18 protein-coding genes are annotated in these 24,875 nt (G+C 65.6%); 14 read left to right on the top strand and 4 right to left on the bottom strand.

The window, feature by feature from the left end:
• Window positions 1–264 precede the first annotated feature (264 nt).
• A complete protein-coding gene (locus SB4_RS04775; RefSeq protein WP_058751637.1) occupies window positions 265–2,367 on the top strand; it encodes a TonB-dependent siderophore receptor in 2,103 nt (700 codons plus the stop codon).
• Between the two features lie 265 nt (window positions 2,368–2,632).
• Here the strand turns inward: SB4_RS04775 and SB4_RS04770 are convergent, their stop codons facing one another.
• The gene (locus SB4_RS04770) at window positions 2,633–4,201 is read right to left on the bottom strand and encodes a DHA2 family efflux MFS transporter permease subunit (RefSeq protein WP_058751667.1); all 1,569 of its coding nucleotides are present in this window, start codon (window positions 4,199–4,201) and stop codon (window positions 2,633–2,635) included.
• A gap of 124 nt (window positions 4,202–4,325) precedes the next feature.
• Here SB4_RS04770 and SB4_RS04765 point away from each other — a divergent pair, with 124 nt between their 5' ends.
• Together SB4_RS04765 and SB4_RS04760 are read left to right on the top strand one after the other, a co-directional pair.
• Window positions 4,326–5,378: a type III polyketide synthase gene (locus SB4_RS04765; protein WP_058751636.1), complete on the top strand. Its 1,053-nt coding sequence runs from the start codon at window positions 4,326–4,328 to the stop codon at window positions 5,376–5,378.
• Window positions 5,375–5,893 (top strand): isoprenylcysteine carboxyl methyltransferase family protein, encoded by a 519-nt coding sequence (locus SB4_RS04760; RefSeq protein WP_058751635.1) that lies wholly within the window; start codon window positions 5,375–5,377, stop codon window positions 5,891–5,893. Before SB4_RS04765 ends, SB4_RS04760 begins: the two co-directional genes overlap by 4 nt.
• Here SB4_RS04760 and SB4_RS04755 read toward each other — a convergent pair.
• Window positions 5,856–6,122, bottom strand: coding sequence for a hypothetical protein (locus SB4_RS04755; RefSeq protein WP_240954722.1), 267 nt, complete (start codon window positions 6,120–6,122; stop codon window positions 5,856–5,858). The two genes, SB4_RS04760 and SB4_RS04755, sit on opposite strands and share 38 nt — an antisense overlap.
• A 276-nt stretch (window positions 6,123–6,398) precedes the next feature.
• Here SB4_RS04755 and SB4_RS04750 point away from each other — a divergent pair, with 276 nt between their 5' ends.
• The 11 genes from SB4_RS04750 (at window position 6,399) to SB4_RS04700 (ending at window position 23,101) form a co-directional block, all read left to right on the top strand.
• Window positions 6,399–6,971 (top strand): RNA polymerase sigma factor, encoded by a 573-nt coding sequence (locus SB4_RS04750; protein WP_153002997.1) that lies wholly within the window; start codon window positions 6,399–6,401, stop codon window positions 6,969–6,971.
• On the top strand, window positions 6,929–7,879 hold the full coding sequence (locus SB4_RS04745) for a DUF4880 domain-containing protein (protein ID WP_058751634.1): 951 nt from the start codon (window positions 6,929–6,931) through the stop codon (window positions 7,877–7,879). Before SB4_RS04750 ends, SB4_RS04745 begins: the two co-directional genes overlap by 43 nt.
• A gap of 79 nt (window positions 7,880–7,958) precedes the next feature.
• Window positions 7,959–10,445, top strand: coding sequence for a TonB-dependent receptor (locus SB4_RS04740; protein ID WP_058751633.1), 2,487 nt, complete (start codon window positions 7,959–7,961; stop codon window positions 10,443–10,445).
• Window positions 10,446–10,528: 83 nt separating this feature from the next.
• The gene (locus SB4_RS04735) at window positions 10,529–11,452 is read left to right on the top strand and encodes a metallophosphoesterase family protein (protein ID WP_058751632.1); all 924 of its coding nucleotides are present in this window, start codon (window positions 10,529–10,531) and stop codon (window positions 11,450–11,452) included.
• A gap of 375 nt (window positions 11,453–11,827) precedes the next feature.
• A complete protein-coding gene (locus SB4_RS04730; RefSeq protein ID WP_058751631.1) occupies window positions 11,828–14,875 on the top strand; it encodes a TonB-dependent receptor domain-containing protein in 3,048 nt (1,015 codons plus the stop codon).
• A gap of 93 nt (window positions 14,876–14,968) precedes the next feature.
• Complete coding sequence (locus SB4_RS04725; RefSeq protein ID WP_082669966.1) at window positions 14,969–16,042, top strand: DUF2332 domain-containing protein; 1,074 nt, start codon at window positions 14,969–14,971, stop codon at window positions 16,040–16,042.
• A 296-nt stretch (window positions 16,043–16,338) separates the two neighbouring features.
• Entirely contained in the window at window positions 16,339–18,111 is a 1,773-nt protein-coding gene (locus tag SB4_RS04720) for a methyl-accepting chemotaxis protein (protein WP_241488480.1), read from the top strand.
• Between the two features lie 286 nt (window positions 18,112–18,397).
• Window positions 18,398–19,870: a TolC family protein gene (locus SB4_RS04715; RefSeq protein WP_058751630.1), complete on the top strand. Its 1,473-nt coding sequence runs from the start codon at window positions 18,398–18,400 to the stop codon at window positions 19,868–19,870.
• A complete protein-coding gene (locus tag SB4_RS04710; RefSeq protein ID WP_058751629.1) occupies window positions 19,867–20,868 on the top strand; it encodes an HlyD family secretion protein in 1,002 nt (333 codons plus the stop codon). The genes SB4_RS04715 and SB4_RS04710 overlap by 4 nt, the downstream gene beginning before the upstream one ends.
• Complete coding sequence (locus tag SB4_RS04705) at window positions 20,865–21,995, top strand: ABC transporter permease (protein WP_241488479.1); 1,131 nt, start codon at window positions 20,865–20,867, stop codon at window positions 21,993–21,995. Before SB4_RS04710 ends, SB4_RS04705 begins: the two co-directional genes overlap by 4 nt.
• Window positions 21,992–23,101, top strand: coding sequence for an ABC transporter permease (locus tag SB4_RS04700; RefSeq protein ID WP_058751628.1), 1,110 nt, complete (start codon window positions 21,992–21,994; stop codon window positions 23,099–23,101). Before SB4_RS04705 ends, SB4_RS04700 begins: the two co-directional genes overlap by 4 nt.
• 78 nt (window positions 23,102–23,179) lie before the next feature.
• Here SB4_RS04700 and SB4_RS04695 read toward each other — a convergent pair whose 3' ends face one another.
• Window positions 23,180–24,538, bottom strand: a complete 1,359-nt coding sequence (locus SB4_RS04695) for a sensor histidine kinase (RefSeq protein WP_058751627.1) — start codon at window positions 24,536–24,538, stop codon at window positions 23,180–23,182.
• Window positions 24,519–24,875: winged helix-turn-helix domain-containing protein (locus SB4_RS04690; RefSeq protein ID WP_193753737.1), on the bottom strand; the 357-nt coding region annotated here is incomplete at its 5' end. The genes SB4_RS04695 and SB4_RS04690, both read right to left, overlap by 20 nt.

The raw sequence follows: 24,875 nt of genomic DNA, 5'->3' as shown, positions 1-24,875 counted from the left end.
CTGGCGACACCCGTCGCGGCCCGCATAGCAAGGACCATGGCTGCTAGATTACGTGTTATTGCGAGTCAAATTCATTAATTTCGTGATGCGGTATGGCGGATGGACTTAAGATAGTCCTGCCCAGCACATTACGATCCCCAAGCGACGCCAAATTCCCATCGCGTGATGAGCGGACCAGACCACGGACCGAACCCGACTACGCGACTCACTTGCGATTCGTTGTCAGTATCATTAGCAGCGCGATAAATCATAAGGGGACCCATCATGAAATCGTCGATCCTGGCTGGCGTCGCGCTGGTCGCGCTAACTGGAACTCCCGCTCTGGCGGCCATCCCGGAGGATAGCGACCGCCGCCCTTCTGCGGAGGCCTCGACCGAACAGCACGGCGATATCCTGGTGGAGGGGCGTCGCGACCAAGTGTTTGCGGGAACCAAGACCGATACGCCGCTGATCGAGGTGCCGCAGCCGATCTCCGTCATCACCGACGATGTCTACCTGGCGCAGGGGGCGATCAACATTTCCGACACGGTCCGCTATGCCGCCGGTGTTAATTCCGATGCCTATGGCCGCGACACCCGCGTCGACAGCTTCACCATCCGCGGCGTCAATGCGCTGCAGTTCCGCGACGGCATGCGGGACATCTTCAGCTATTATGCCAGCATCGCCTCCGACCCCTATAATTTCTCGCGGGTCGAGGTGGTGCGCGGCCCCGCTTCGGTGCTGTTCGGCCAGGGTTCGATCGGCGGCATCATCAACCTCGTGTCCAAGACGCCGCTGTTCACCAACAGTGCCGACATGAGCCTCGTTTATGGCAGCTATGACCGCAAGGAAGCGATGGCCGACGTCAACGGGGTGGTCAATGACACGCTGGCCGCACGGATCGTCGCGCGGGTGCGCGATGCCGATACCTATGTAGACCATGTTCCCGACGACCGGGTGATGATCGCGCCGTCCGTGACTTGGCGGCCGGGTGCCCGCACCGATGTGACCTTGCTCGGCCTGTATCAGGACGATCACACCGGATCGACCGCGAACTTCCTGCCGATCATCGGCACGCTTCGCGACAATCCGGGCAACCCGCGCCTGCCGCGTTACCTGTTCGTCGGCAAGCCGGGATACGACCGTTACGACGGACGGCTGCTTCAGGGGTCGGGGCTTGTCACCCACCGCTTTACCGACGATCTGAAGCTCAGCCTGAAGGCGCGTTACATCGACAGCCATGTCGATTACTTCACCCATTATCCCGACAGCTACAGCAATCCGACCGACCCCTATATTCCGGGCAGCAACGGGCGGCGCATCGGCCTGTACGCGGGTTCTTCGGTGGCGAAGCTCCAGGTCTTTTCCACCGACAACAACGTGCAATGGCGTGTCGGCGACAGTGCGACCATGGAGCACACGCTGCTCGCGGGTGTCGACTATAGCTGGAACCAGGTACGCAAGAGCAACAATTACGGTTATCAGGTCATCGACCTGTACGATATCGACTATGCCTCGATCGTCGAGCCGCCGCTTACCGCCCCCTTCACCCGCGACACGCAGAAGCAACTCGGCCTCTATGTGCAAGACCAGATCCGCATTCGAGACCGCATCTCGGTGGTGCTGGGCGCACGCCGGGACTGGGTGCACGGCACCCGTCTGGATCTGGCGAGCGGCCTGACCAGCCGCACTTCCGACACGGCAACCACCTTCCGCGCCGGTATCATCGGCGAGGTTGGGGCGGGCCTATCGCCGTTCTTCAGCTATACCGAAAGCTTCCAGCCACTGGCCGGCCAGACCACGTCCGGCACGCCCCTGCGCCCGCAGACCGGCAAGCAGTTCGAGGGCGGCGTGAAGTGGCAACCCGATCGCGCGACGCTCGTCACGCTGACCGGCTTCCACATCAAGGAACGCAACCGCCCGATCCCCGACCCCCGCAACCCGCTGGGCCAGATCCAGGCCGGGGAGCTGACCACCAAGGGCTTCGAGCTGGAGGCGACACGCACCCTGCCCGGCCATTACGACCTGTCGCTCGCCTATGGTTTCAACGACGTCGATGGCGACACGGGCGAGGTCGGCTATCTGTCGCGCCATACCGCCTCCGCCTGGGGGACGAAGACGTTCGAGGGCAGCTGGGCGACGCTGCGGCTGGGCGCGGGCGTGCGCTATCTCGGTCAGCAGGTGTCGGGCAACGCCGCCTGGACCATCGTCACCCCGGCGCGCACCATGGTCGATGCGCTGGTCGAGCTGGAGCGCGACCGCTGGCGCCTGCGCCTCAACGCCACCAACCTGCTCGACAACCGCGCCTATGCCGCCTGCTTGGCGCGTGGCGACTGTTTCGTATCGGCGCCGCGCAACGTGATGTTGTCGCTGGGATACCGGCTATAGCGTCTGCCACCTGATGGACGACGGCAGGCTCTCGCTCGCCGTCGTCGGGGACGGGCGTTACGCATGGCAACCGGGACCGACTTGCAGGATGAGGTGCCCCTCTCCGAATCATGTCGTCCAGCGCGATCAGATGGTTCGCTCCGGGGTAATAGCCGCGACCGATCCCCGTGCGATCCTGAGCCCGACGGCGACCTGCGACGCGCGTATCCGGTTCGGCCCCGCCACGACATGACCAAGTCGCCATATGCCCGGCCTAAACACCTGGTCAGCTACTCCCGGCGTCATATGGGGTACGCCGCACCCAGAGCACGGCGATCACGATGATGGCTGTCAGCACACCGCATAACGCCCAGGCAGCGTTGACGGCAGGAACGAGCGCGGCTTTCTCTACCAGCGGCCGCACCATCTCCACCGCGAAATCGTCGAGCGGCTGGCCACGTTGTTCGAGAAAGGCATCCCGGGGAATGCCGATGCGCAGCGCCGTGTCGAGGTCGCCCGCCTGCAGACGGCTGGCGATGTGGCGCCCCTCCGTCGCGGCGCGGCTGAAGATCGTCGTGTCGACCAGCGCCAGGCCGACCGCCCCACCCAGATTGCGCATCAGGTTGAACAGCCCGCTGCCATCCGCAACCAAATTGCGGGGCAATCGACCGAGCGCCATGCGGGTCGGCGGCAACAGGCAGAACATGATCGCCGCCCCGCGCACGATCTGGGGCAGGATCATCGCATGGAAATCGGTCTGCGCGGTCTGTCCCATGCTCATCAGCAGGCCGATGGCGAACAGCCCGAAGCCGAAGGCCGTCAGCCAGCGCGGATCGACGCGCCGCTCGGCCCAGACCGCGATGGGCGCGGTGACCAGCTGCGCAATGCCGGTGACCAACATGATCTCACCGATGCGCAGCGCTCCGTGTCCGCGCACCAGCCCCAGGAAGAAGGGCATCAGATAGGTCGAGCCGAAGAGGCCGAACCCCAATACGAAACTGAACAGGCATCCAATGGCGAAATTGCGGTCGGCAAAACAATGAAGCTCGACCAGTGGCACTGCCGCACGCCACGTCCGCACGGCAAAGCCGATCCCGCACGCGACAAACAGCGCCAGCAAACCGAGCACCCAAGCATCACCCCAGCCGCGCGTCGGCGCATCCTTCAAACCGATTTGAAGCGCCACGAGCGCGACGGCAAGCAGAACCAAAGCTACCAGATCGATGGCACGAGCAACGCCTGACCGCTCGACCGCTGGCTCGCCGCGCAACAACCAGCCGACACCCAGGGCGGCAACGACACCCGGAACGATATTGATGCGGAACAGCCAGTGCCAGGAAAAGGATTGCGTCACCCAGCCGCCGACAATCGGCCCGATGGTCGGTGCCAGCACGGCCGCAACCCCGGCGATCGTGGTCGCCAGTCCCTGAACCCGCACGGGGAACAACAGGAAGACGGCGGAAAAAACGATGGGGATCAGCGTTCCGCCCGAAAATCCCTGTACGACCCGCCACAGGATCAGGCTTTCGAAACTGCCGCTCATGGCGCAACCGATGGAGGCCAGGGTGAACAGGCCTACCGCCCCGACGAACAGCCGCCGCATGCCCAGCACGTCGGTCAGATACCCCGTCAGCGGGATCGCGACGATCTCGGCGGTGAGATACGCGGTCTGTATCCACACCATCCGATCGGGCGGGATGCGCAGCGCCGCCTGTATGGTGGGCAGCGAGGTCGCGACGATCTGGACGTCCAGGATCGCCATAAACATGCCCAGACACATGAAGGTGAACCCCGCCCAGGCAGCGAGTCCGGCCGTCTGCGTCACAGGGCCGGGGGACGCGTTCGATGGTGTCATATCGTCGCTTTGCATGATATCACTTTGCCCGGCTCTCTATTTCGCGACAGGTTGAACCAGCCGCAACGCCGATCGTTGCGCCTCAGAATCATTTCCGCCGGTTCGCCGGCTACTCGGACGGTGCATGTCTTCCTCGGTTGCCCTTCTGTCGCTTGCGACGCGCACGCCCCACCATCGACTGTCCCAGGATCAAGCCCTCGCCACCGCGCGTGAGCTGATCGGTGACCGCTTCGCCGATTTCGACCGGCTCGCCCCGGTTTTCGACCATGCGGGTATCGCCGAGCGTCAACTGGCCATGCCACTCGACTGGTATCGCACCCCCCGCTCGTTCGAGGAGCGCAGCGCCGCCTATCTCAACGTCGCGCTCGCCTTGTTCGTCGCGGCGGCCAGCGATGCGCTGAAGGAAGCAGGCCTGGAGGCTGGGGATGTCGACGCGATCGTGACCGTTTCCTCGACCGGAATCGCGACGCCGAGTCTGGAGGCGCGGGCGATGGCCCATCTTGCGTTTCGCAACGACGTGAGGCGGGTGCCGGTCTTCGGCCTGGGCTGTGCCGGCGGGGCCACGGGCTTGGCACTGGCCGCCGATCTGGCGCGGGCACGACCGGGCTCGACTGTGCTGTTCGTGACGGTCGAGCTGTGCAGCCTGGCGCTTCGGACCAGCGGCGCGGACAAGGCCGATCTGATCTCGACCGCCCTTTTCGGCGACGGCGCGGCGGCATGCCTGTTGCGCACGGGCCAAGCTGGCTTCGCGCGCATTGTCGGCAGCGCGGAAAAGACGTGGAGCGACACGCTCGACATCATGGGATGGCGGACCGAGCATACGGGCCTCGCGGTGGTTCTCAATCGCGCGATTCCCAGCTTTGTCGAACGCGAGATGCGGCAGGCGGTCACCGAGATGCTCGCCACGCAGGGTTTGGCCCTGTCGGACATCGACCGCTTCATCTGCCACCCGGGCGGGGCCCGCGTGCTGGATGCGCTGGAGAGCGCCCTTGGCCTGGAGCGCGGCGCGATGGCACAGGAACGCGCCGTGCTACGCGATCATGGCAATATGTCCGCGCCGACCGTGTTGTTCGTACTGGACCGATATCGCCGAGAAGGCCTGCCGCCCCGCTCCCTGCTCAGTGCGCTGGGACCGGGCTTCACTGCGTCCTCGCTGGTCCTGGAGTGCGACCGATGAACCTGCCCTATGCCATCATGGCATTCGTGACGCTCCAGCGGCTCAGCGAGTTGGTCATCGCCAAACGCAACACTGCCCGGCTGATGGCGGCGGGTGCGCGGGAATATGGCGCGAACCACTATCCCGTGATGGTGACGATGCACACTGCATGGCTGCTCGCGCTGTGGTTCAGCGTCGGCGACCGCGCGGTGTCCTGGCCGCTGCTGCTGGTCTTCGCCATGTTGCAGGGGATGCGGGTCTGGGTGCTGGCGACTCTGGGGCCGCGTTGGACGACGCGGATCATCGTCCTGCCCCGCGCATCGCTCGTCGCCAAGGGGCCGTTTCGCTTCCTGCGCCATCCCAATTACGCCGTGGTCACCGCGGAGATTGCCGTGCTGCCCCTGACCTTCGGATTGGTCGGCATCGCCGCGCTGTTCACGGTCCTGAACGCGGCGATGCTGTACGTCCGTATCGGCGCGGAGAATCGCGCGCTGGGGATCAGCGGCGGGGCGTCGCCGCCTCCCGCTCAGCCTTGATCCGCAACATCGCGGCATGACAGGTCGGCGAGGTCTGATCGATCTTTTGGATCATGCACGCCTCCACCTTCTTGCGGCTCATCGATTTCATCTCCATCGGGCATAACCGCCGCGCCTCGGCGACACAGGCCTTCTTTCCGGAATCGGGCTGGGCTTGGGCTCGTACCTCGGTTGCCCCAAGGGTCAGGGGCAACAGGAGAGTGGCGAAGGTGAAAACGGCGTAGGTCATCCTGCTTGCTCCAGATGGGTTTGCGCTAAAACGCGCTTACCAAACGCATGACGCTAGGGAAAAGCGCGCCAAGGCGCATCCTCTGATACGTTGCGCATTGGCTGCGCGTCCGCATGTGATCGCCGGCCGCCTCAACGAGTGACGCTCAACGAGTGACGGGCGCGTACGACATTTGGGTTGAGACCGCCGCTTCCTGATCGACCGCCGAACCATGCCCGGTGTCGCGTTCCTGTAAAGAAGCAGACCTACACGCCGCTCCGATCCCCGGAGCATGTGTTGAGCTGGCTGCGCGAAATAGACCGTTGGTTCATGGCCGAGGTGCTGCCCCACGCAGCCGCCTATCGGGCCAGGGCGGCCTATTTCTGCGGGCGGGACGAGGCGGACGACCTGGTGCAGGAAGCCTATGCCCGTGTCCTGAACACCGCAGATCATCGTTCGATATCCTCACCACGGGCCTTTGTCCTGACCATCGTCCATCATCTGGCGTTGGAACGGATACGGCGGGCCAATGTGGTCCGCATCGACGTGCTGGCGTCGCTGGAGATGCCCGACATCGCCGATCCCGCGCCGGATGCCTTTGCGGTCGCCGCCGGACGATCCGAATTGCAGCGTCTGGCCGGCTGGATCGATGCCCTGCCCCCGCAATGTGCGCGCGTCGTCCATATGCGCAAGGTTCAAGGCCTATCCCCCACCGCGATCGCCCAGTCGCTTTCCTTATCCGTCTCGACCGTGGAAAAGCATATCGCTAAGGGTCTTGCCCTCATCACGAAGGCGCGTCGCGAAAGCGAGTCCCTGGCGGAGGAATTTTGTCCAGCCATTGCCCAGACCAGCCGCGCGACGCTGACCTGACCGACGAAGCTGCGGCATGGCTCGCTGCGCTCGATGCGGGCTCGGCGGACCTTGCGGCATTCGAGGCGTGGCGCGATACGGACGTGCGCCACGCCATCGCCTTTGCCGAGGTCGCCAGCACCTGGCGTGACCTCGATCGCCTGCGGGTGGCGCGTGGAGATGTGCAGCCCCAGCCCGAGACGGCGATACCGGCCGGGCCCGACCGGTCTGACCGGCGGCACATGCTGCGCGCGGCCGCGTCGGTCGCCGCCGTCATGGTTGTGGGCGGCGGCTGGGCCTATCGCGCCAATGCCCGCGACAAGGCCATGACCCAAATCGGCGAACGGGCGACGGTAGCGGCAGCGCCCGGCCTTTCGCTGAAACTCAACACCGACAGTTGCGTCTATTGGAAGGATGGCGCGCCGGATCGCCTCTGGCTCGAACGGGGCGAGGTCGCGATCCAGCTCGGCTCGCCGCATCGGCTGGAGCTGATCGCGCCCGATGGCCGGTTCGAGCTGGCACCGGGCCTGTATAATGCGCGACTGCGGCCGACCGGATGCGAACTGGCGGTCCTGCAGGGCCAGATTTTCGACGGTGCGAAAAGACAGCTGGAACGGGGCGAGGTCGCGGTGGCGACCGCAGGCCAATGGACCGTCCATTCGCGCGACGGCAGCGATATGGCCCGGGTAACTGCGTGGCAGCGCGGCACGCTGGTCCTCAACGGCGAGAGCCTGGATTATGCGCTGGCGGAAATGAACCGCTATCTCACCAACAAGATCGTCATCGGCGACCCGGCGCTTTCGCGCCTGCGCATCGGCGGTACATTTGCGACGACCAACCCGCAGGAATTTCTGCAAGCGCTCCATAGTTCCTTCGACGTGCAGGCAATTTCGGGTGCCAATGGCGGTATCGTCCTGTCCCGCACTTAAAAAAATTTTCGGGCGAGTAGCGGTTTTTCCGCCGCCATCCATCCCTGCACCGACCATCGCATCCAAACAGGGATCAACCATGTTCAAGTTCATGACGACGACCGCCATGCTGGCGGTCGCGATGCCGGCTGTCGCGCAGACGCGGGACAGCGCGCCGATCCGCTTCGACATACCAGCCAGCGACACCGCCACTGCGCTCAACCAGTTCGCGCGGCAGGCGGGCATCCACGTCATATTTCCCTATGATGCGGTGGCGAACCGGCATGTCACCGCCCTGCGCGGACGGCTGACGCGCAGCGAGGCACTGCGTCGGTTGATCGCGGGTCAGGGCCTGGCCATCGCGAGCGAGACGCCGTCGATGATCTCGCTAAAGGCCTTGGTCGATATGTCGACGGCCACCGCCGTCGCGGCAGAGGCCAGCGCGAACCAGGATATTGTTGTCCTGGGCCGGGGCCAGTCGCGGCAGGTGCAGACCGTGTCCGCCAAGGCGATGGAGAAGACCACGCCCGGCACTTCGCCCCTTCGATCGCTGGGGCGGCTGCCCGGCGTGAATTTCGACTCCTCCGACGCGCATGGCACCTATGAGGCGGCAACGCAGCTGTCGATCCGCGGCTTCCTGACGGACCAGATGGGCTATACGCTTGATGGCGTGCCGCTTGGCAACATGCAGTATCGCAACAACAACGGCCTCTCGATCAACCGCGCGCTGCTGACCGAGAATAACGGCGCCGCGACGCTGTCGCAGGGCAGCGGCGCGCTGGGCACCGCGTCCACCAGCAACATCGGCGGCACGGTCGACTTCACCTCGATCGATCCGACCCACATGTTCGGCGTCGACCTGGAGCAGAGCTATGGCAGCGCCCAGTCCTGGCGCAGCTTCGGCCGGATCAACACCGGCGATCTGCCCTGGGGTGGTCGGCTGGCCATCTCCTATGCACATGACCGGCAGGGCAAATGGCGTGGCTGGGGTCAGCAGGTCCAGGATCAGATCAACGCCAAATATATTCAGCCGCTGGGCGATGACGTCACCTCGACCACCTTTCTCGACCTGATCGATCGGCGCGAGGACGATTATAACGATACCTCGCTCAGCCGACTGAAGACCTATGGGTGGCGGTTCGACAATATCCCGACCTTCGCGCTCGCCGAGCAGCTGGCGACGATCGTTCAGAACGGCGGCACCCCGCCCGCCCCTTATATCAACGCCGATGACGCGGTGTATCAGGGTGGTGGCGTGCGCCGCGACCTGCTGGCCTATGAAAAGCTGGCCTATCGCCTGGGGTCGCGGCTGTCGGGTTTTACCACCGGCTACATCCATCTGGACAAGGGCATCGGCACTTGGGCCGATCCCTACGACCCGACCCCTGCCGCCTTTGGCGGCTCGCCAATCTCGGTGTCGGCCAATCGCTACAATATCGACCGCAAGGGCGTCATTTCCCGCCTGACCTTCCAAGCTGGTCGCCACAAGATCGAGGGCGGCATCTGGTACGAGCATAACGCCTTCGACCAGGCCAATTACCTCTACGGTCTTCAGGCAGGCAAGGCGCCGGCGGAATTCCAGCAATTTTACACCAACCCCTTCTTCACCAATTATCAGAACGAATATCGGACCGACACGGTACAGCTCGACCTCAGCGATACCTGGCAGGTAACGGATGCACTGCGCCTCAACGCCGGGGTGAAGGGCGTGGTCTCTACCAACAACGCGCACAGCATCGTCAGCCGCAAGCCGATCGATGGTTCGATCCAGGCGAAGAATTGGTTCCTGCCGACCATCGGCGTTCTCTACACGCTCGATCCGCATAGCGAGTTGTTCGGCGACTATACGCGCAACATGGCCGCGTTCGTCGCCTCGACCTCGGCGGGCCCCTTTTCCAGCAGTTCGCAGGCCGGGTTCAACTATATCCGGGGCGACCTGAAGCCCGAGATGACCAATACGTTCGAGGCGGGTTACCGCTTCCACGACCGCGACGTGCAGCTGTCGCTGACCGGCTATTATGTGAAGTTCACCAACCGCTTGCTCGCCTCGTCGATCAGCGCGACAATCGTCGGCAACCAGAACGTGCTGCAGAATGTCGGCAGTGTATCGTCACGTGGTGTCGAGGCCGCCGCGACATGGGGCTTCGCACCCCATTGGTCGGCTTATGGCAGTTGGGCGTACAACGACGCGACCTATGACGACAACGTCCAGCCGCTGGGCGGCGCCATCGTTCCCACCAAGGGTAAGCAGGTCGTCGCCTCGCCCAAACAGGTTGCCACGGCCGAGCTGAACTATGACGACGGCACCCTGTGGGGCGGTGTGAATGCGCATTATCGCAGCAAACGCTATTACAGCTATCTCAACGACGCGGTCATTCCCGGCGCGGTCAACGTCAACCTGTCGGCGGGCTATCGGTTCAGTCCGATGTTCGAGGTTCAGCTCAACGTGATGAACCTGTTCGACAAGCATTATATCGCCTCGACGGGCACGGCCGGGTTCGTGACCTCCGACCCGAATGGCACCTACACGACCTTGCAGACGGCGGCGCCCCGGCAGGTGTTTGGTACGGTGCGCGTCCACTTCTGATCCTGGTTCCTCGGGGGGGCCGCGCCATCACGTGCCGCCCCCCCATCCCACTGCCTTCCCCATCCTCCGACATCTGGTGCCGCATGGAACGACGCGATCTCCTGAAGCTGGCCACGGCCGCCCCGCTGCTCTCGCTCGGCACGAAGGCGCACGGTAGGACGGCGCAGCCCGACTTCACCTTTGCCTTTGTGGGGGATTGTCATATCCGACCCGAACTCGACGCGGATCGCGCCTGCGCGATGTGCTTCGAGCAGATCTCGGCTTCCAACGTCGATTTTGTCGTGCAGGGTGGCGATATGATCGAAGACGCGCTGGAAGCCAGCCGTGAGCGCGCAATCATGCTGATGGACCTGTACCAGCGGACCGAGCGGCAGCATCTGCGCAAGCCCGTGCGTCATGTGCTCGGCAATCACGATTGTCTGGGCGTGTTCGCGAAGAGCGGAATTGCCCCCACCGCCCCCGACTTCGGCAAGCATTTCTATATCGATCGCTTCGGCCCGACCTATTATTCCTTCGATCACAAGGGCGTGCATTTCGTCGTGCTGGACTCGGTCGGCATCACGGCAGACCGGAATTATGAAGGACGCGTGGACGCCGCCCAGCTCGACTGGCTGCGTACCGATCTCGCCGCCCAGCCCCAAGGCGCGCGGATCGTCGCCATCACACACATTCCCCTCGTGACCGCGATGTACTGCTACGAACCGGAAAGCTGGCTGAACACGCCCCACAACTGGACCTTCGTGACGAACGGGCGGGAGGTCCTGCGCATCCTTAGCGAGCATGGCGTCATGGCCGTGCTTCAGGCGCACAGCCATGTCTACGAAAGAATCGAACTGAATGGCATGTCCTTTATCACCACCGGTGCCGTCGCGGGGGCCGATTGGCGTGGATCGTTTTTGGGGACGCCGGAAGGCTATACCGAAATCACCCTGTCCGGGCGCAAGGTGGAAAGCCGCTATCGGACCTACGGCTTCACCAGCATCAGTCGGGAAGATGTGCCGATCTGAAATGTCCGCAAGGTGCCGTGCTCACGCAGCTCGCCTATGATCTGGTCCTTGGTAAAACGGCTTCGCTGCATTGCTCGTCTTCGCCCGACGAGCTGCCTTATCAACGGTATGATGTCCGGGGAGCACGGCAATGCTTATCTCCTTCACCGCGCGGGGTTTTATCTGCCGTGAAGCATGACAAGGTCGGCGTATGTTCTTCTAATTCAGTGAAAAACCATTATCATACCACCTTATCGCAAAGTCCTGTCCTTTTAACGCCCCGGTAACTTCGTGGGTGATAGGCGCCCGCCTAACGCTGTGCCGGTTCATGGCGAGCGGGGTAGCCGCGACGCAGGTCGCCGCTGCATCACAGGGGGGTAGAGCTAAGTGACTTCGATGAATTCCGCATTCGGTAAATTGCGCCTGGGGATTTCGACCGCGGCATTGCTGACGGCGATTGCGGCTCCGGCCTATGCGCAGGAAGCCGCACCGGCTCAGACGGCCGACGCCGCCGACCAGAACGCTGCCGCATCCGTGAAGGCGCAGACGAAACAGGACGTCCAGATCAAGCAGGCAGCCCCCGCACCCGCCACGGCGGAAGGGACGACGGTCGTCGTTACCGGCACGCTGTTCCGCGATTCCAACGCCAGCTCGATCTCGCCCGTGACCGTGGTGAACTCCAACGTGCTCCAGCGCGCGAACATCACGACCGCGCAGGAAGCGATCCGCTCGGTATCCGCCGACAGCGCCGGTTCGATCTCGACCGGCTTCAAGAACGGCTTCTCGGCCGGTGGCGCGGCGGTTTCGCTGCGCGGCCTGGGCGTGTCGTCCACCGTCGTGCTGATCGACGGCCTGCGCTCGGCCAACTTCCCGCTGAACGACGACGGCCATAACGCCTATGTCGACCTGAACTCGATCCCGTTCAGCACCATCGAGCGTGTCGAAGTCCTGAAGGACGGCGCCTCCTCGACCTATGGCGCGGACGCCATCGGCGGCGTGGTCAACCTGATCAGCAAGAAGAACGTTCAGGGCATTTCGGGTTCGGTCCAGGGCGGCACCACCGAAAAGGCCGACGGCTCGCACTACCGTGCCACACTGACCGCCGGTATCGGCGATTATCGCGAGCAGGGCTTCAACTTCTACGTCAACGGTGAATATACCTATGACGGTTACATCACCAATAACTCGCGCGGCTATCCGTTCAACACGCTGGACCTGAGCCCGAGCGGCTTGCAGGATCGCAACCGCAACGACGACTCGCTTCTGCAAGCCAACCCGCAGGCGGTCGTCACCCGCGTCCAGCAGACCGACCTCAACAATCCGCTGGCGGGCCAGGTCGGTTCGCCGCCGACCAACCAGTATCGCCTGCTCAACCCGAACGCCTGCCCGTTCGGCACCTTCACGGTGACCTCGGGCGCGGCGCAGGGTACGGGCTGCAAGCACAACCTGCCCGACGAATATGGGATCATCCAGCCGCGCCAGGAGCGCTATTCGACCACGGCGCGCCTGAACGTCCGCCTCGCGGAGGGCTGGGAAGCCTTTGCCAGCGGCAGCTATTCGCATTCCGAAGTCGACATCCGCGGCACCCCGGCGGGCATCCGCCAGACCCAGCCGTTCGGCGGTTCGGCCGCGCTGGCGTCGAGCAGCCCGGGTATCGTGTTGCCCATGTATGTCTGTTCGGCGGGCGTGAACTGCGCCTCGGCTGCGGATCGCCGCCTGAACCCGAACAATCCCTATGCCGTGGCCGGTGCCAACCCGGCCGAGAACGCCGCGCGCATCTTCTACCTGTTCGGCGACATCCCGGCAGGCAGCCATCGTTATGTCGACGTGTTCCGCGCGACCGGCGGCATCTCGGGCGATCTGGGCAACGGCTTCAAGTTCCGCCTGAACGGCGTCTACGCCCGCGACAATTTCGCGGTGACATCGCGCGGCTTCATCAACATCCAGGGCCTGCTGAACGCGGTAAACACGGGCGCGTACAACTTCGTCAATCCGGAGCAGAACACGCAGGCCGTGCGCAACCAAGTTTCGCCGGACCGGACGACCCCGTCCTATTCGACGATCGCGACGATCGGCGGCTCGCTGCTGAAGTCGCTGATGGAATTGCCGGGCGGCGACCTCAATGTCGGTGCAGGTTTCCAGGTCCGTCGCGAAACGCTGATGAACCGCAATCAGAATTTCGACCTGTCCTATTACAACCTGAACACCTCGTCGGCCCAGGGCCGCCAGACCGTGACCGCCGGATTCTTCGAAATCGATGCGCCCTTCCTCCGCTCGTTCGACCTGAACGTCTCGGGCCGTTACGATCACTATTCGCAGGGCTATAGCCACTTCTCGCCCAAGATCGGTGCGAAGTTCACGCCGGTCCGCGAATTCTCGCTCCGCGCCACCTATTCGCAGGGCTTCCGCGCGCCGACCTTCGCCGAATACAACCCGGCGAGCAGCTATTCGGGCTTCTCGACGTTCAACCCGCCCGCCAGCTTTATCGCGGCGCATCCGGGCAGCCCCGCGTACACCACCTCCTACAACATCGGCAGTGGTGCGCAGGGCAATCCCGACATCCTGCCGGAAGTGTCGCGCAGCTTCACCGTCGGTACGATCCTCAACCCGACGCGCTGGCTGAACGTCACGGTCGACTATTATAATATCCGCAAGTCGAACCTGATCGTCAGCGGACCGCTGCGCTCAGAAGCGATCAATGCCTATTACGGCCAGACCAACGCGACCGATGGTTGCGCCGCGCTGGCCAAGGTGAATCCGGGCTACAAGTGCAACGTCATCGATGCGCCGGATCCCGTCAACCCGAACGCCCTGCCCCGTCTGCTGGTGTTCGACGTGCCTTACGTCAACGCCAACTATATGGTCAGCTCGGGCATCGACATGCAGGCCAATGCCAATGTCCAGCTTGCCAATGGCGTGAAGTTCATCAGCCGCGTCGACGTGACCCGCGTGCTTCGCCTCGACCTCGTCACCCCGGCTGGCGTCGTGCAGAAATATGCGGGTACGCTGGGGCCGTACGAGCTGTCGTCGGGCGGCGGCACCCCGCGCATCCGTGGCAACTGGCAGAACACGATCGAAGTCGGCAATTTCTCGCTGACCAGCACGACTTATTATGTCGGCCGGATCAAGCAGGTGGCGGCCGATCGTATCCAGCCGGTCAACGGCGTGATTGATCTGGGTTGCAAGAACACGCTGGTTCCTATCATCGCCGGGAGCGATGTGAACAATCAGTGCTTCGTCCGCCCGTTCATCTACACCGACCTGAACCTCGGTGTACGGGTCAACGATGACTTCCGCTTCTTCTTCAGTGTCCAGAACCTGACCAATGCCCGCGCTCCGCTCGCGGCGGCAGCCTATACCAGCAATCCGAACTATCTGAGCAGCTGGCATTATGCAGGTCTCGTCGGTCGTAACTTCAGCGCCGGCGCGAACTTCAACTTCTGATCCGGCCTGACCGGGTGATGCGCCTCGGGATGGGCTTTCCTGTCCTCCCGGGGCGTATTTTCCCAACCACTCTCCCAGTGTCATAGGCGACCGATGCAGCCGGAGCATTCCAATACCATGTGTCCGGGTTCGGATGGTCCGCCCGCACACCCGAGCGAACTGTACCGACAGTCGCTGGTCATGCGGGCGATCGGCACACCGTTCGTGGCCGATCTGCTGGCGGCCGTGGACCGGCAACTCGACAAGGCCCCGCTCAGCGCCGCGCTGATCCGGTCATGGGGCAGCACCGCGGCATCCTCGGCGATCGCGATGCGGATCAATGCCGCTCTCCATGCCTTGGCGCGACGCAGGGTCGAGCCGCAACTCACGGCTCTTTATGCCGGGACGCATGACCGCTTCGACGAGGCGGTCGCTCTGGCTCTGGCGAGCCATGACGAGTTTCTGGTCGACTGGTTGCTGCGCGTGCCGCAGACCAACGAAATCGGTCGAGCGGCCGCCTTTCACGCCGCCCTGATGGTCCTGGCGCAAGACTATGGCCATGATTTCGACCTTTTCGAGATCGGCGCCAGCGCTGGGTTGAACCTCAATCTGGCGCACTATGCCTATGATCTGGGCGGGGTCCGGACGGGCAAGTCGGACTCGACGGTGCGGATCGCTCCCGAATGGCGTGGTCCACCGCCGCCCGATACCGTCGTGACCGTGAGCGAAGCGCGCGGCGTCGATCTCCACCCGCTCGACGTTAACGATCCGGCGGCGTGCGAGCGGCTCGCGTCTTTCATCTTCGCCGACCAGCCCGAGCGCGCCGAACGGCTGGACCGGGCGCTGGCGATTGCGCGTCGGCATCCGCCCCGACTCGACACCGGCGATGCGGCAACCTGGCTGGCGGCGCGCCTTGCGACACCGGGCACGGATCGTCGGCATCGCATCCTATTGCATTCGATGATCCTGCAATATCTCGGCGCGGAGAGCCGTTCGTCGATCGAGGCGAGCTTGCGACAGGCCGGAGCGGCCGCGACACAAGCCAAGCCCTTGGCTTGTATCGGTTTCGAGTGGGACGACGCGCGGGAGCGGGTCGAACTGCGACTACGCTCCTGGCCAGACGGCCGCGACTGCGTGCTCGCCCACTGCCACCCGTACGGGGCCTGGATCGAATGGTTACCCGCGTAATGCCGGATCGGGGCGGAAGGCGATCGACGAATTCACCCATAATTAACCGGGTGATCTTAGCACTTGTCCGACGAAATCGAAGGTTAACATGGCATGATGGCGACCAAGCATTGGGCGACAGTGCGACTGTGTTTTGCGCCATCCGTGATCGCTTGGGGCATTCCTGTCCCCGGCCTCGCTATCGCGTCCCCGCCAAACAGACGGAATGGTCAACGGCATTCCTACGGCTCCGACACCGACAATCGGACTGATCCTCGCGCATCGCCTCTGGCCCGACCTTTTGAGAGAAACGCATAATGCTCACGAACATGAACATTCCCAAGAAGCTGGGGGTATCGTTCCTGATCGTCAGTCTGTCGGCCGCGATCATGACGATCGTGTTCTTCGCCAACATCTGGGAAATCCGCGACGCCACCAAGCGCAACAATCATGCCCAGGAAGTCTATGCCAAGGCACTGACCCTGGAGACGTCGATCCTGCGTGAGAACAGCCAGTTGCGGGGTTTCCTGGTGACGGCGGACAAGAGCTATCTCAAGTCCTACGAGGAAGCGCGCAAGGAGTATGACACGACCAGCCGCGAGCTGGCCGCGATGCTGAGCGACCCGAATGAGCTGGCGCTGCTGACCAAGTCCAATGCCGAGAAGACCAAGTGGCGGCGAACGTGGAGTGACCGGTTGACCGATTGGGTCAAGGCGGGGCGGCGCGACGAAGCGCAGCAGGCGGTCCGCGACGCCGGCAAAGCCGTATTGACCAGCGACATCGTGCTACCCCTCCGCGCCATTCGCGACCAGGAAACGGCGGCGATCGCCCGCAATGCCGCCTCGCAGAATACTGCGATCGGTACCGCCATCGTGGCCCTGCTCCTGGGCGGGGTGATGATGATCGGCGTCGTCATCACCCTTCTGATCGTACTTAGCCGCAGCATCGCACAACCGATCACGACACTGACCCGCCTGATGGCCGAGCTGGCACGCGGTCGCAACGATATCGAAGTACCGGGCAGCGAGCGCGGTGATGAGCTGGGCGACATGGCCCGCGCTGTCGTCGTCTTCCGTGATGCCGCCAAGGCCAAGGTCAGCGACGACCGCGAGCGCGAACTGGCCTTGCAGGCAATCGGCTCCGGTCTGCACAGCTTGTCCGAGGCGGACCTGACCGTTCGCCTCACCGACCTGCCGCCCTCCTTCCACCAGTTGGCCACCGACTTCAACCGCGCCGTCCAGAACCTTTCCGGCCTAACCAGCGATGTGCGCGGCAGTGCTGGCACCATCCGCTCGAACATCGAGGAAATTCGTCAGGCCACCGACCATCTGTCGGCGCGCAGCGAGCAGCAGGCCGCCAGCCTGCGCGAAACGGCGGCTGCGGTCGGCGAAATCACCCAGGGCGTTCGCGAAGGGGCCGTCAGCGCGGGCGAGGCCAATCGCGCCGTGACGGAGGCGCGCGACGAGGCGGAAAAGGGCGGCGAGATCGTCGCCAAGTCGATCACCGCCATGAACGGCATCGACCAGGCCAGCCGCGAGATCGTGGACATCATCACCGTCATCGACGGCATCGCCTTCCAAACCAATCTCCTTGCGCTGAATGCGGGCGTCGAAGCGGCGCGAGCGGGTGATGCGGGCAAGGGCTTTGCCGTCGTCGCGTCCGAAGTCCGCGCACTGGCGCAACGCTCGGCCGATGCGGCCTCGGACGTCAAGGCGCGAATCCTTTCCGCCATCGAGCACGTCCGCTCGGGCGTGGTGCTGGTCGACGAAACCGGCAATGCGCTGCAACGGATCATGGGCAAGGTTTCGGACGTCAGCACCGTCGTCAACGTGATAGCCCGCTTCTCGGAACAGCAGGCGCACAGCCTGGGCCAGGTCAATATCGCGATCGGCGAGATCGACTCCGTAACCCAGCAGAACGCCGCAATGGTCGAGGAGTCGACCGCAGCGGCCAGCGTGCTGGCGCAGGAATGCGAGACGCTGATGGCGTCGGTGATGCGGTTCAACGTCGATGCGGCTTCTCCTTCACGATCCCAGGCCCACCACCGCACAGCCAATTTCCGCCACCCACCGACCAGCCGGGCAGCCTGATCGACATCCAGCGATCCTCTTGAAGACCGTGCGATCGTCCCCTGGATCGGCGGGTCAGCCGCTCAGACCTGCACTGGCGGAATTGCCGCGCCCATTCGCAACGCGGTGACCGCAGGTTCTTTGCGTCCGACATGTCCAAGCCGCCGACCTCGGCCGCCCGTTCGAGGTGGTGACCGACGCCTCGGCTTCACGCCGTTCGAGCGGCTGCGGGCCGAACGAATGATCCCGTAAGGGTCGGAGCAGAACGGCGCGAGACAGGTTTCGTCGCGGTCGCTATGCTGCCCCCATGCGTATCACCCTCGTCCTGATCGCCGCGACCATGGGGGCATCCGCGCAGGCGCAGGCCCAGGCGCCGTCGCTGACCTTCGCGGCGGCGCGGGCGCGCCTGGATGCATCGTCCCCGGCGCTTGCCAGCGCGGACCATGCAATCGCGGCGGCGCGGGAGGCGGCCGCCGCCACCCGCACCCTCCATCGCCCGACCGTCACCGCCTCTGCCCAGCTGCTGGAATATCAGAAGACGCTGGCCGTCGATCTGTCGGACGCGCGGGCCGGTGCGCTGGGTGCGACGCAGGATTTCCTGTCCACCGTCCCGGGATCGCTCCCCCCCGCCTTTCAGCAGATTGCCGGTGAGGTGGTGGGCCGCATCGACCGGGCCCTGCCCGGCCTTTTCGCCCTGATCCCGGACAGCCTGTCCTATCGGTATCGCGACACGGTGTTCCGCCCGACCGTGCAGGCCGCCTTGCCCATCTACACCGGCGGCGCGATCCCGGCCATCCAGCGCGGCGCCCGTGCGGGCACGACCATGGCGGAGGCGCGCGCCGGGCAAGCCCGCGACTTGGCGCAACTGAACCTGGTCCGGGTCTATTTCGGACGGCTGGCGGCGCAGGCGCTGCGCGATTCGGCACAGCAAAGCCGGGAGGCGCTGGGTGCCCTGTACGAGGATGTCCGCAAGTCGGAAGCCGCCGGAGTGACGCCGCACGCCACCACGCTGGAGGCGGCTGTCGCCCGCGACACGGCCGAGCGGGGCCTGCAGCGCGCCCTGTTGGCGGACGACGCGGCCGCCCGCGATCTGGGCGACGCGCTCGACCTGCCCGAGGTCGCGCCGTCCACGCCCCTGTTCGTCTCCAGCCGGGTCCTGCCGCCGGTCGAGACGTTCCTGGGCCGCGAAGGCGACGTGCCGCTCGCCCGCCAGGCGGATGCGTCGCGCGAGCTGGCCGGGGCGGCGGTCGATCTGGCCAAGGCGCGCTATCGCCCGCAGGTCTTCGGCTTCGGCGAGTATAACGCGAACAGACGCGACGCACTGCTCACCGAGCCGGACTGGGTGGTCGGTGTCGGCGCGCGCCTGACGCTGCTGTCGAGCCTGGATCGCGGCCACACGCTGGCCGCCGCGCGCGAGGGGGAACTGGCCGCCGCCGATGCGGGACGCGCGGCCCGCAAGGAAGCGAGCGAGGCGATCCGTCGCGCCTGGAACCTGGTGGAAGGCGCACGCCGGTCCTTCCTGCTGCTCGACAGCTCGATCGCGGCCGCCACCGAAAATCTGCGCGTGCAGCGTATAGCCCTGCGCGAAGGCGAAGGAACGGTGACGCGCGTCGCCGGTGCCGAGGCGGCGCTGGCCGCAGCACGAGCACAGCGCGTCGCCACCGCCTACGAATATGATCTGGCACTGGCGGGATTACTGACGGCAAGCGGACGGATGCACGAGTTCGAGGACTTTCTTCGCCGCGCCGATCAGCATGTCACGGCGGGAGGGGCGCAATGACAGAGGACGTGCAGGAAGCGCCGCCCACGCGGCGAAACCGTTTGATTCTTTACGCCGCATTGGCGGTGATCGTCGTATTGCTCGCCATCGGCCTGTGGCTCGCCAGCCGTCCGGCGATGCCGCCGCTGCAGGGTGAGGTGGAGGCGGACAGCGTGAATGTCGCGACCAAGGCGCTGGCCCGCGTCGACCGGTTGCTCGTCGAGGAGGGGGACCGGGTTCGCGCGGGCCAGGTCGTCGCCACCCTGTCGAGCCCGGAACTGGGCAATGCCGCGGCGCAGACCGCCGCCACGCTGGATGGCGCACGCGCCACCCGGTCGCTGACCGACGAAGGCGCGCGGCAGGAAGACGTCGCGACGCTGAAATCGACATGGCTGGCGGCGCAGGCCACCGCGGACCTGGGCGCGGTCAGTGCGCGTCGCGCCGACACGCTCTATGCCCAGGGCGTGATCGCCGCGCAGCGTCGTGACGAGGCGCGCGCCGCACGCGACAGCAGCGCCCGCGCGGCGGAGGCGGCCAGGGCCCAGTATCGCAAGGCGCTGGTCGGTGCCCGGCCGCAGACCCGCCGCATTGCCGAGGCGCAGGTGCGCGTCGCGGAAGCCGCCGACGCCACGGCCCGCGCCCTGCTGGGCGAAACGCGGCTGGTGTCCCCGATCGCGGGCCAGGTGTCGCGCCGTCTGCTCCAGCCCGGCGAGATCGTCAGTCCGGTGCTGCCTGCGCTTCAGATCGTCGATATCGACCACCCCTATGTGCTGTTGACCGTGCGCGAGGATGCGCTGCATGGCCTGACCGAGGGACAGGTGCTCCAGGGCCGGGTCCCCGCGCTCGACCGGACGGTGGCCTTCCGCGTCCGCCATCTGGCGATGCAGGGCGAGTTCGCGACCTTCCGCGCCGATCGCCAGTCGCGCGGCTATGACGTGCGGGGGTTCGAGGTCCGTCTGGTCCCGGTGGGCCGGGTCGAAGGGCTGCGGCCGGGCATGAGCGTGCTGTTCGACCGATGACGCCGGGCTCCGCCATGGCGCGCGGCTGGTGGGCGGAGATCGCGCGGCTCGGGCGGTCTCGGGTCGACCTGATCCTGTTGACGCTGATGCCCGCCCTTCTGCTCGCGCTGATGGGGGCGATGATCTCGGGCGGGTCGTTGCGCGACGAGCCCGTGGTGATCGTCGACCGCGACGGTAGCGCGGTCGCCCGCGCGATCCGGCGGACGATCGACGGCTCGCCGATGCTGAAGGTCGTTGCGGTCCTTCCCGACATCGCTCATGCCATGAGCATGATCCGGTCCGAGCGCGCGCTGGCGGTGCTGGTCATCCCGCGCGGCGTGGGGGAGGCCGACGCGCCGCCGGTCGAAATCCTCTACCAGGCCCAGTTCCTGGCGTCGGGATCGATCGCGCAAGCGACAATGCGCGCCGCCGCGACCCAGGCCATCGCACAGGCGACGCCTCGCCTGGTCGGAGCGAACGGTGTAGTGTCGCTGCCCATCCCGCTTCCCGGCGTACGCGTGACGCTGCTCGGCAACCAGACCGTCAGCCTGGGATGGTATCTGGGGTTGCTGCTGGGCCCGGCCGTCATTCACCTGCTGTTCGCGGTGTCAGCCATCGGCGCGGTCGCGCCGCTGATGGTCGATCGCGCCTTCGCCAGCCACGCCCGCGCCACGCCGCACGCGCGCTGGAATCTGGTCGGGCGGCTTGGGCCCCATGCGGTGGCATGCTGGCTGTGGGGCATCGTCTGGATCGTCGCCCTGACGCTGCTCGGCGACTATCGCTTCCTGGGCAGCATCTGGGCGGTGGCGGCCGGACTGGGGCTGCTGTCGCTGGCGACCGTCGGCGTCGCGCTGTTCCTGATCGTCGTCACCCGCGAGGTCGCGACCGCGCTGTCCGCCGCCGTCATCGTCGCGGGTTCGGCACTCGCCTATTCGGGGGCTTCGCTGCCGATCGACGGGGCGCCGTGGTTCGCGCGCGTCTGGAGCGCGGTGCTGCCGCTCACTCATTATGTCCGGTTCGAGATGGACGTGATGATCGGCGCGCATGCCGGGCCCCTGCTGGTCGAGGCGGGGGTGATGCTGCTCTATCCCGTGTTGGCCGGGGGAGCCGGGCTTTGGCTGTTCGGACGGAGCGCGCACGCCCGATGACGCTGCGCGACGCCTTTGAGCGAACGCTGATCGAGGTCGCGACGACCCGCGCGCTGCTGTCGCTGGCGATGCTCTCGGTCCTGCTCTACGCCTTTTATTATCCGGCGCCCTATTCGCAGCAGGAATCGGTCGGGATGCGACTGGTCGTGGTCGATCAGGGCCATTCGCCGCTGGGCCGTTCGATCGTCCGGGCACTGTCGGCCAGTCGATCGGTGCGCATCGTCGGCATGGCGCCCGACATGGCGACGGGCGAGGACCGGCTGCTCGATCGTAGCGCCGACGGCATATTGCTGCTGTCACGCGACCTGGACCGCATCGTCACCAATCCCGCCGCCGCCCGGCCCGGCGCAGGCATCGCCCTGGTCGTCAACGCCGCCTATTTCACGCGGGCCGAGGCAATCGTGCAAACGCTGGTCGACACACTGCGCGCACGGTTGGCCGAGCGCGCGCGGACGATCGATCGCCGCTTGCCCGATCCCGGCCGACTGGTGCGCGTGCAGCCGCTGTTCAACACCACCGCCGGGTATCGCGACTATATCTTTCCCGCCGTCGCCAATATCATCCTGCAACAGACGCTGCTGTTCGCCGCGGCACGACTGACGGCCGAGCGGCGGCGGCGGAACGCGCCCTTCACCGGCCTCTCCGCCGCGCTCGGGACCTGGGCGGCGATGATCCTTATCGGATTGCTGGCACAGGCCTTCTTCTTCGGCTTCGCCTATTGGGTGCAGGATATACCGCGCGGCGGCAACATGGCCGGATTGGCGCTGGCGATGCCGCTGTTCGCGGCCGCCGTGTCCGCCCTGGGACTGGCCATCGGACATGCGGTGCGTGACGGTGATGCCGCGTTGAAGCTGCTGATCCCGACATCCGTGCCGCTCGTCTTCCTGGCGGGCTTCGCCTGGCCACTCGACCAGATGCCCGGCTGGCTCGCGACGCTGGCCTGGGCGTCGCCAGCGACGCCCGCCATGCACCTTTTCGTCCGTTTCAACCAGATGGGTGCCAGTACGGCCGAAGCGATCGGCCCGCTATCGGTCATGGCCGTCTTGGCGGTTCTCTATGGTGTGGTAGCGCTGAGGCTGTTGTCGACGGACGCCGCAAAACCATAACGCATCATTCCTGATCCTGGGATAGAGGCTCCGCCGGAGGAGCGGCAGGCGGTGAACGCGGCCTGTCAAAATTCCTCTTTAATGTGCCGCACCGGGGCAAAGGATCGATACCGCACTGCCCTGCGCAGCAAATGCCAGCGTGAAGCCGTGCAGATCGGCAATCGCCTTGACCAGCGGCAGGCCCAGCCCGACCCCCGGCTGGTCGGCACGCCCGCGATAGAAGCGTTGCAGCACGAGCGCGCGTTCGGCGGGGGGCACGCCGATGCCGTCGTCGGCGACGCTCAGCATGATGTCGCGACCATCCACGGACAGCGTGACGCGCACCGTGCCGCCGACGGGCCCGAATTTCATGGCATTGTCGATCAGGTTGGATACCGCCTCGATCAGCAGGCTGGCATCGCCCTCGACCGGGGGAACGGCAGCGACCGCATAGGACAAGGCGATGCCGCGATCCTCGGCGGTCGGGCGGTGGAGATCGCACGCATCCTCGACCAGCTGCGCCAGGTCGACGGGTGCGAAGCGGCTGCGGCGGGCGTGGTCCTCCAGCTCGCGGATGCGCAGCAGCGCGGCGACGATACCCAGCAGCGTGTCGACATCCGCCAGCGTCGCCTCCGCCGTCGCGGCGAACGCATCGCGATCGGCATCGTCGCGCATCCCGCGCTCGACCCGTGCACGCAGGCGCGTCAGCGGTGTCCGCAGCTGATGCGCGATATCGTCGCCGATGCCGCGCATGTCGCCGACCAACAGTTGGAGCCGGTCGAGCATCTGGTTGATGTCGGCGCACAGCAGCCCGAAACTGTCGGGATCGCGCGCGACGGGCAGCCGTTCGGACAGGTCGCCCGCCATGATCCGCTCGGTCAGGCGGCGGACGGCATCGACCTGCCGCGCCGCGCGCCGCCCGGCGATCAATCCGAAGACCAGCGCCAGCAGAATGCCCGGCACCAGTCCGACAAACAGCGACTGGCCGACCAGCCGCATCGATTCCACCGTATCGTCCAGATCGACGCCGACGAGCAGACGGGTGCCGTCCGGCATCGCGCACAGCTGCACCCGCGCCTCGTCGCTGCGCTTGCCCGGCAATTCGGTGGGTGCGACGGTGGCGACGAACGATCCGCCCGCCGGCGCACCCGGCGGTATCCGCGCGACATTGCCCGCGATCCGTCGCCCGTTCGGGTCGAACAGCGCCAGGAACAGGTCGCGGTGCAGATCGCGGTCCAGCTTCTCCCGCAGCTCCTCGGACCGTTCGGCGGCGGGGGTCAGGCGGAAGAAGGTGCAGTCGTCGCTCAGCCGATGCTCGATCTCGCGCCGGTGATTGTCGCCCGCCAGCACCCAGAAGACCGCCGCCAGCGCCAGCGACTGCAGCACCAGCATCGCCGCCAGCGCACCACCCCAGCGCCACGTCGCCCGCGCGCGCGGATCAGTGAAGATCAAAGACATAGCCCTGCCCCCGGACGTTGCGGATCAGCGGCGCCTCGCCCTCGCCGTCCACCTTGCGGCGCAGGCGGCCCATATGGACGTCGACGACATTGGTATTGGGCTCGAAGGTATACCCCCAGACATCCTGGAGCAGCATCGAACGGGTGATGATCCGCCCCGGTCGCCGGACCATGTAATCCAGCAGTTTCAGCTCGCGCGGCAACAATTCCAGGTCCCGCCCCGCGCGGGTGGCGCGTCCGGTGAGCAGGTCCAGGTCGAGCGGACCGACGATCAGTCGCGTTTCGCGCGTGTCGTTGGGACGGCGCAGCAGCGCCTCGACCCGCGCGGTCAGTTCGAC

It is taken from the genome of Sphingomonas sanguinis (assembly GCF_001476905.1).
Lineage (GTDB): Bacteria > Pseudomonadota > Alphaproteobacteria > Sphingomonadales > Sphingomonadaceae > Sphingomonas > Sphingomonas sanguinis_B.
Note: the sequence above shows the minus strand (reverse complement) of the source record. Positions and strands in the feature narration are given on the sequence as shown.

What these genes read in the sequence shown, in the direction of transcription:
- SB4_RS04740 (WP_058751633.1), top strand. Translation starts at nt 7,959, where the DNA reads ATGTTCAAGTTCATGACGACGACCGCCATGCTGGCGGTCGCGATGCCG.
- SB4_RS04765 (WP_058751636.1), top strand. Translation starts at nt 4,326, where the DNA reads ATGTCTTCCTCGGTTGCCCTTCTGTCGCTTGCGACGCGCACGCCCCAC.
- SB4_RS04755 (WP_240954722.1), bottom strand. Translation starts at nt 6,122, where the DNA reads ATGACCTACGCCGTTTTCACCTTCGCCACTCTCCTGTTGCCCCTGACC.
- SB4_RS04705 (WP_241488479.1), top strand. Translation starts at nt 20,865, where the DNA reads ATGACGCCGGGCTCCGCCATGGCGCGCGGCTGGTGGGCGGAGATCGCG.
- SB4_RS04725 (WP_082669966.1), top strand. Translation starts at nt 14,969, where the DNA reads ATGCAGCCGGAGCATTCCAATACCATGTGTCCGGGTTCGGATGGTCCG.
- SB4_RS04775 (WP_058751637.1), top strand. Translation starts at nt 265, where the DNA reads ATGAAATCGTCGATCCTGGCTGGCGTCGCGCTGGTCGCGCTAACTGGA.
- SB4_RS04770 (WP_058751667.1), bottom strand. Translation starts at nt 4,201, where the DNA reads ATGACACCATCGAACGCGTCCCCCGGCCCTGTGACGCAGACGGCCGGA.
- SB4_RS04735 (WP_058751632.1), top strand. Translation starts at nt 10,529, where the DNA reads ATGGAACGACGCGATCTCCTGAAGCTGGCCACGGCCGCCCCGCTGCTC.
- SB4_RS04710 (WP_058751629.1), top strand. Translation starts at nt 19,867, where the DNA reads ATGACAGAGGACGTGCAGGAAGCGCCGCCCACGCGGCGAAACCGTTTG.
- SB4_RS04700 (WP_058751628.1), top strand. Translation starts at nt 21,992, where the DNA reads ATGACGCTGCGCGACGCCTTTGAGCGAACGCTGATCGAGGTCGCGACG.
- SB4_RS04715 (WP_058751630.1), top strand. Translation starts at nt 18,398, where the DNA reads ATGCGTATCACCCTCGTCCTGATCGCCGCGACCATGGGGGCATCCGCG.
- SB4_RS04720 (WP_241488480.1), top strand. Translation starts at nt 16,339, where the DNA reads ATGCTCACGAACATGAACATTCCCAAGAAGCTGGGGGTATCGTTCCTG.
- SB4_RS04760 (WP_058751635.1), top strand. Translation starts at nt 5,375, where the DNA reads ATGAACCTGCCCTATGCCATCATGGCATTCGTGACGCTCCAGCGGCTC.
- SB4_RS04730 (WP_058751631.1), top strand. Translation starts at nt 11,828, where the DNA reads ATGAATTCCGCATTCGGTAAATTGCGCCTGGGGATTTCGACCGCGGCA.
- SB4_RS04695 (WP_058751627.1), bottom strand. Translation starts at nt 24,538, where the DNA reads ATGTCTTTGATCTTCACTGATCCGCGCGCGCGGGCGACGTGGCGCTGG.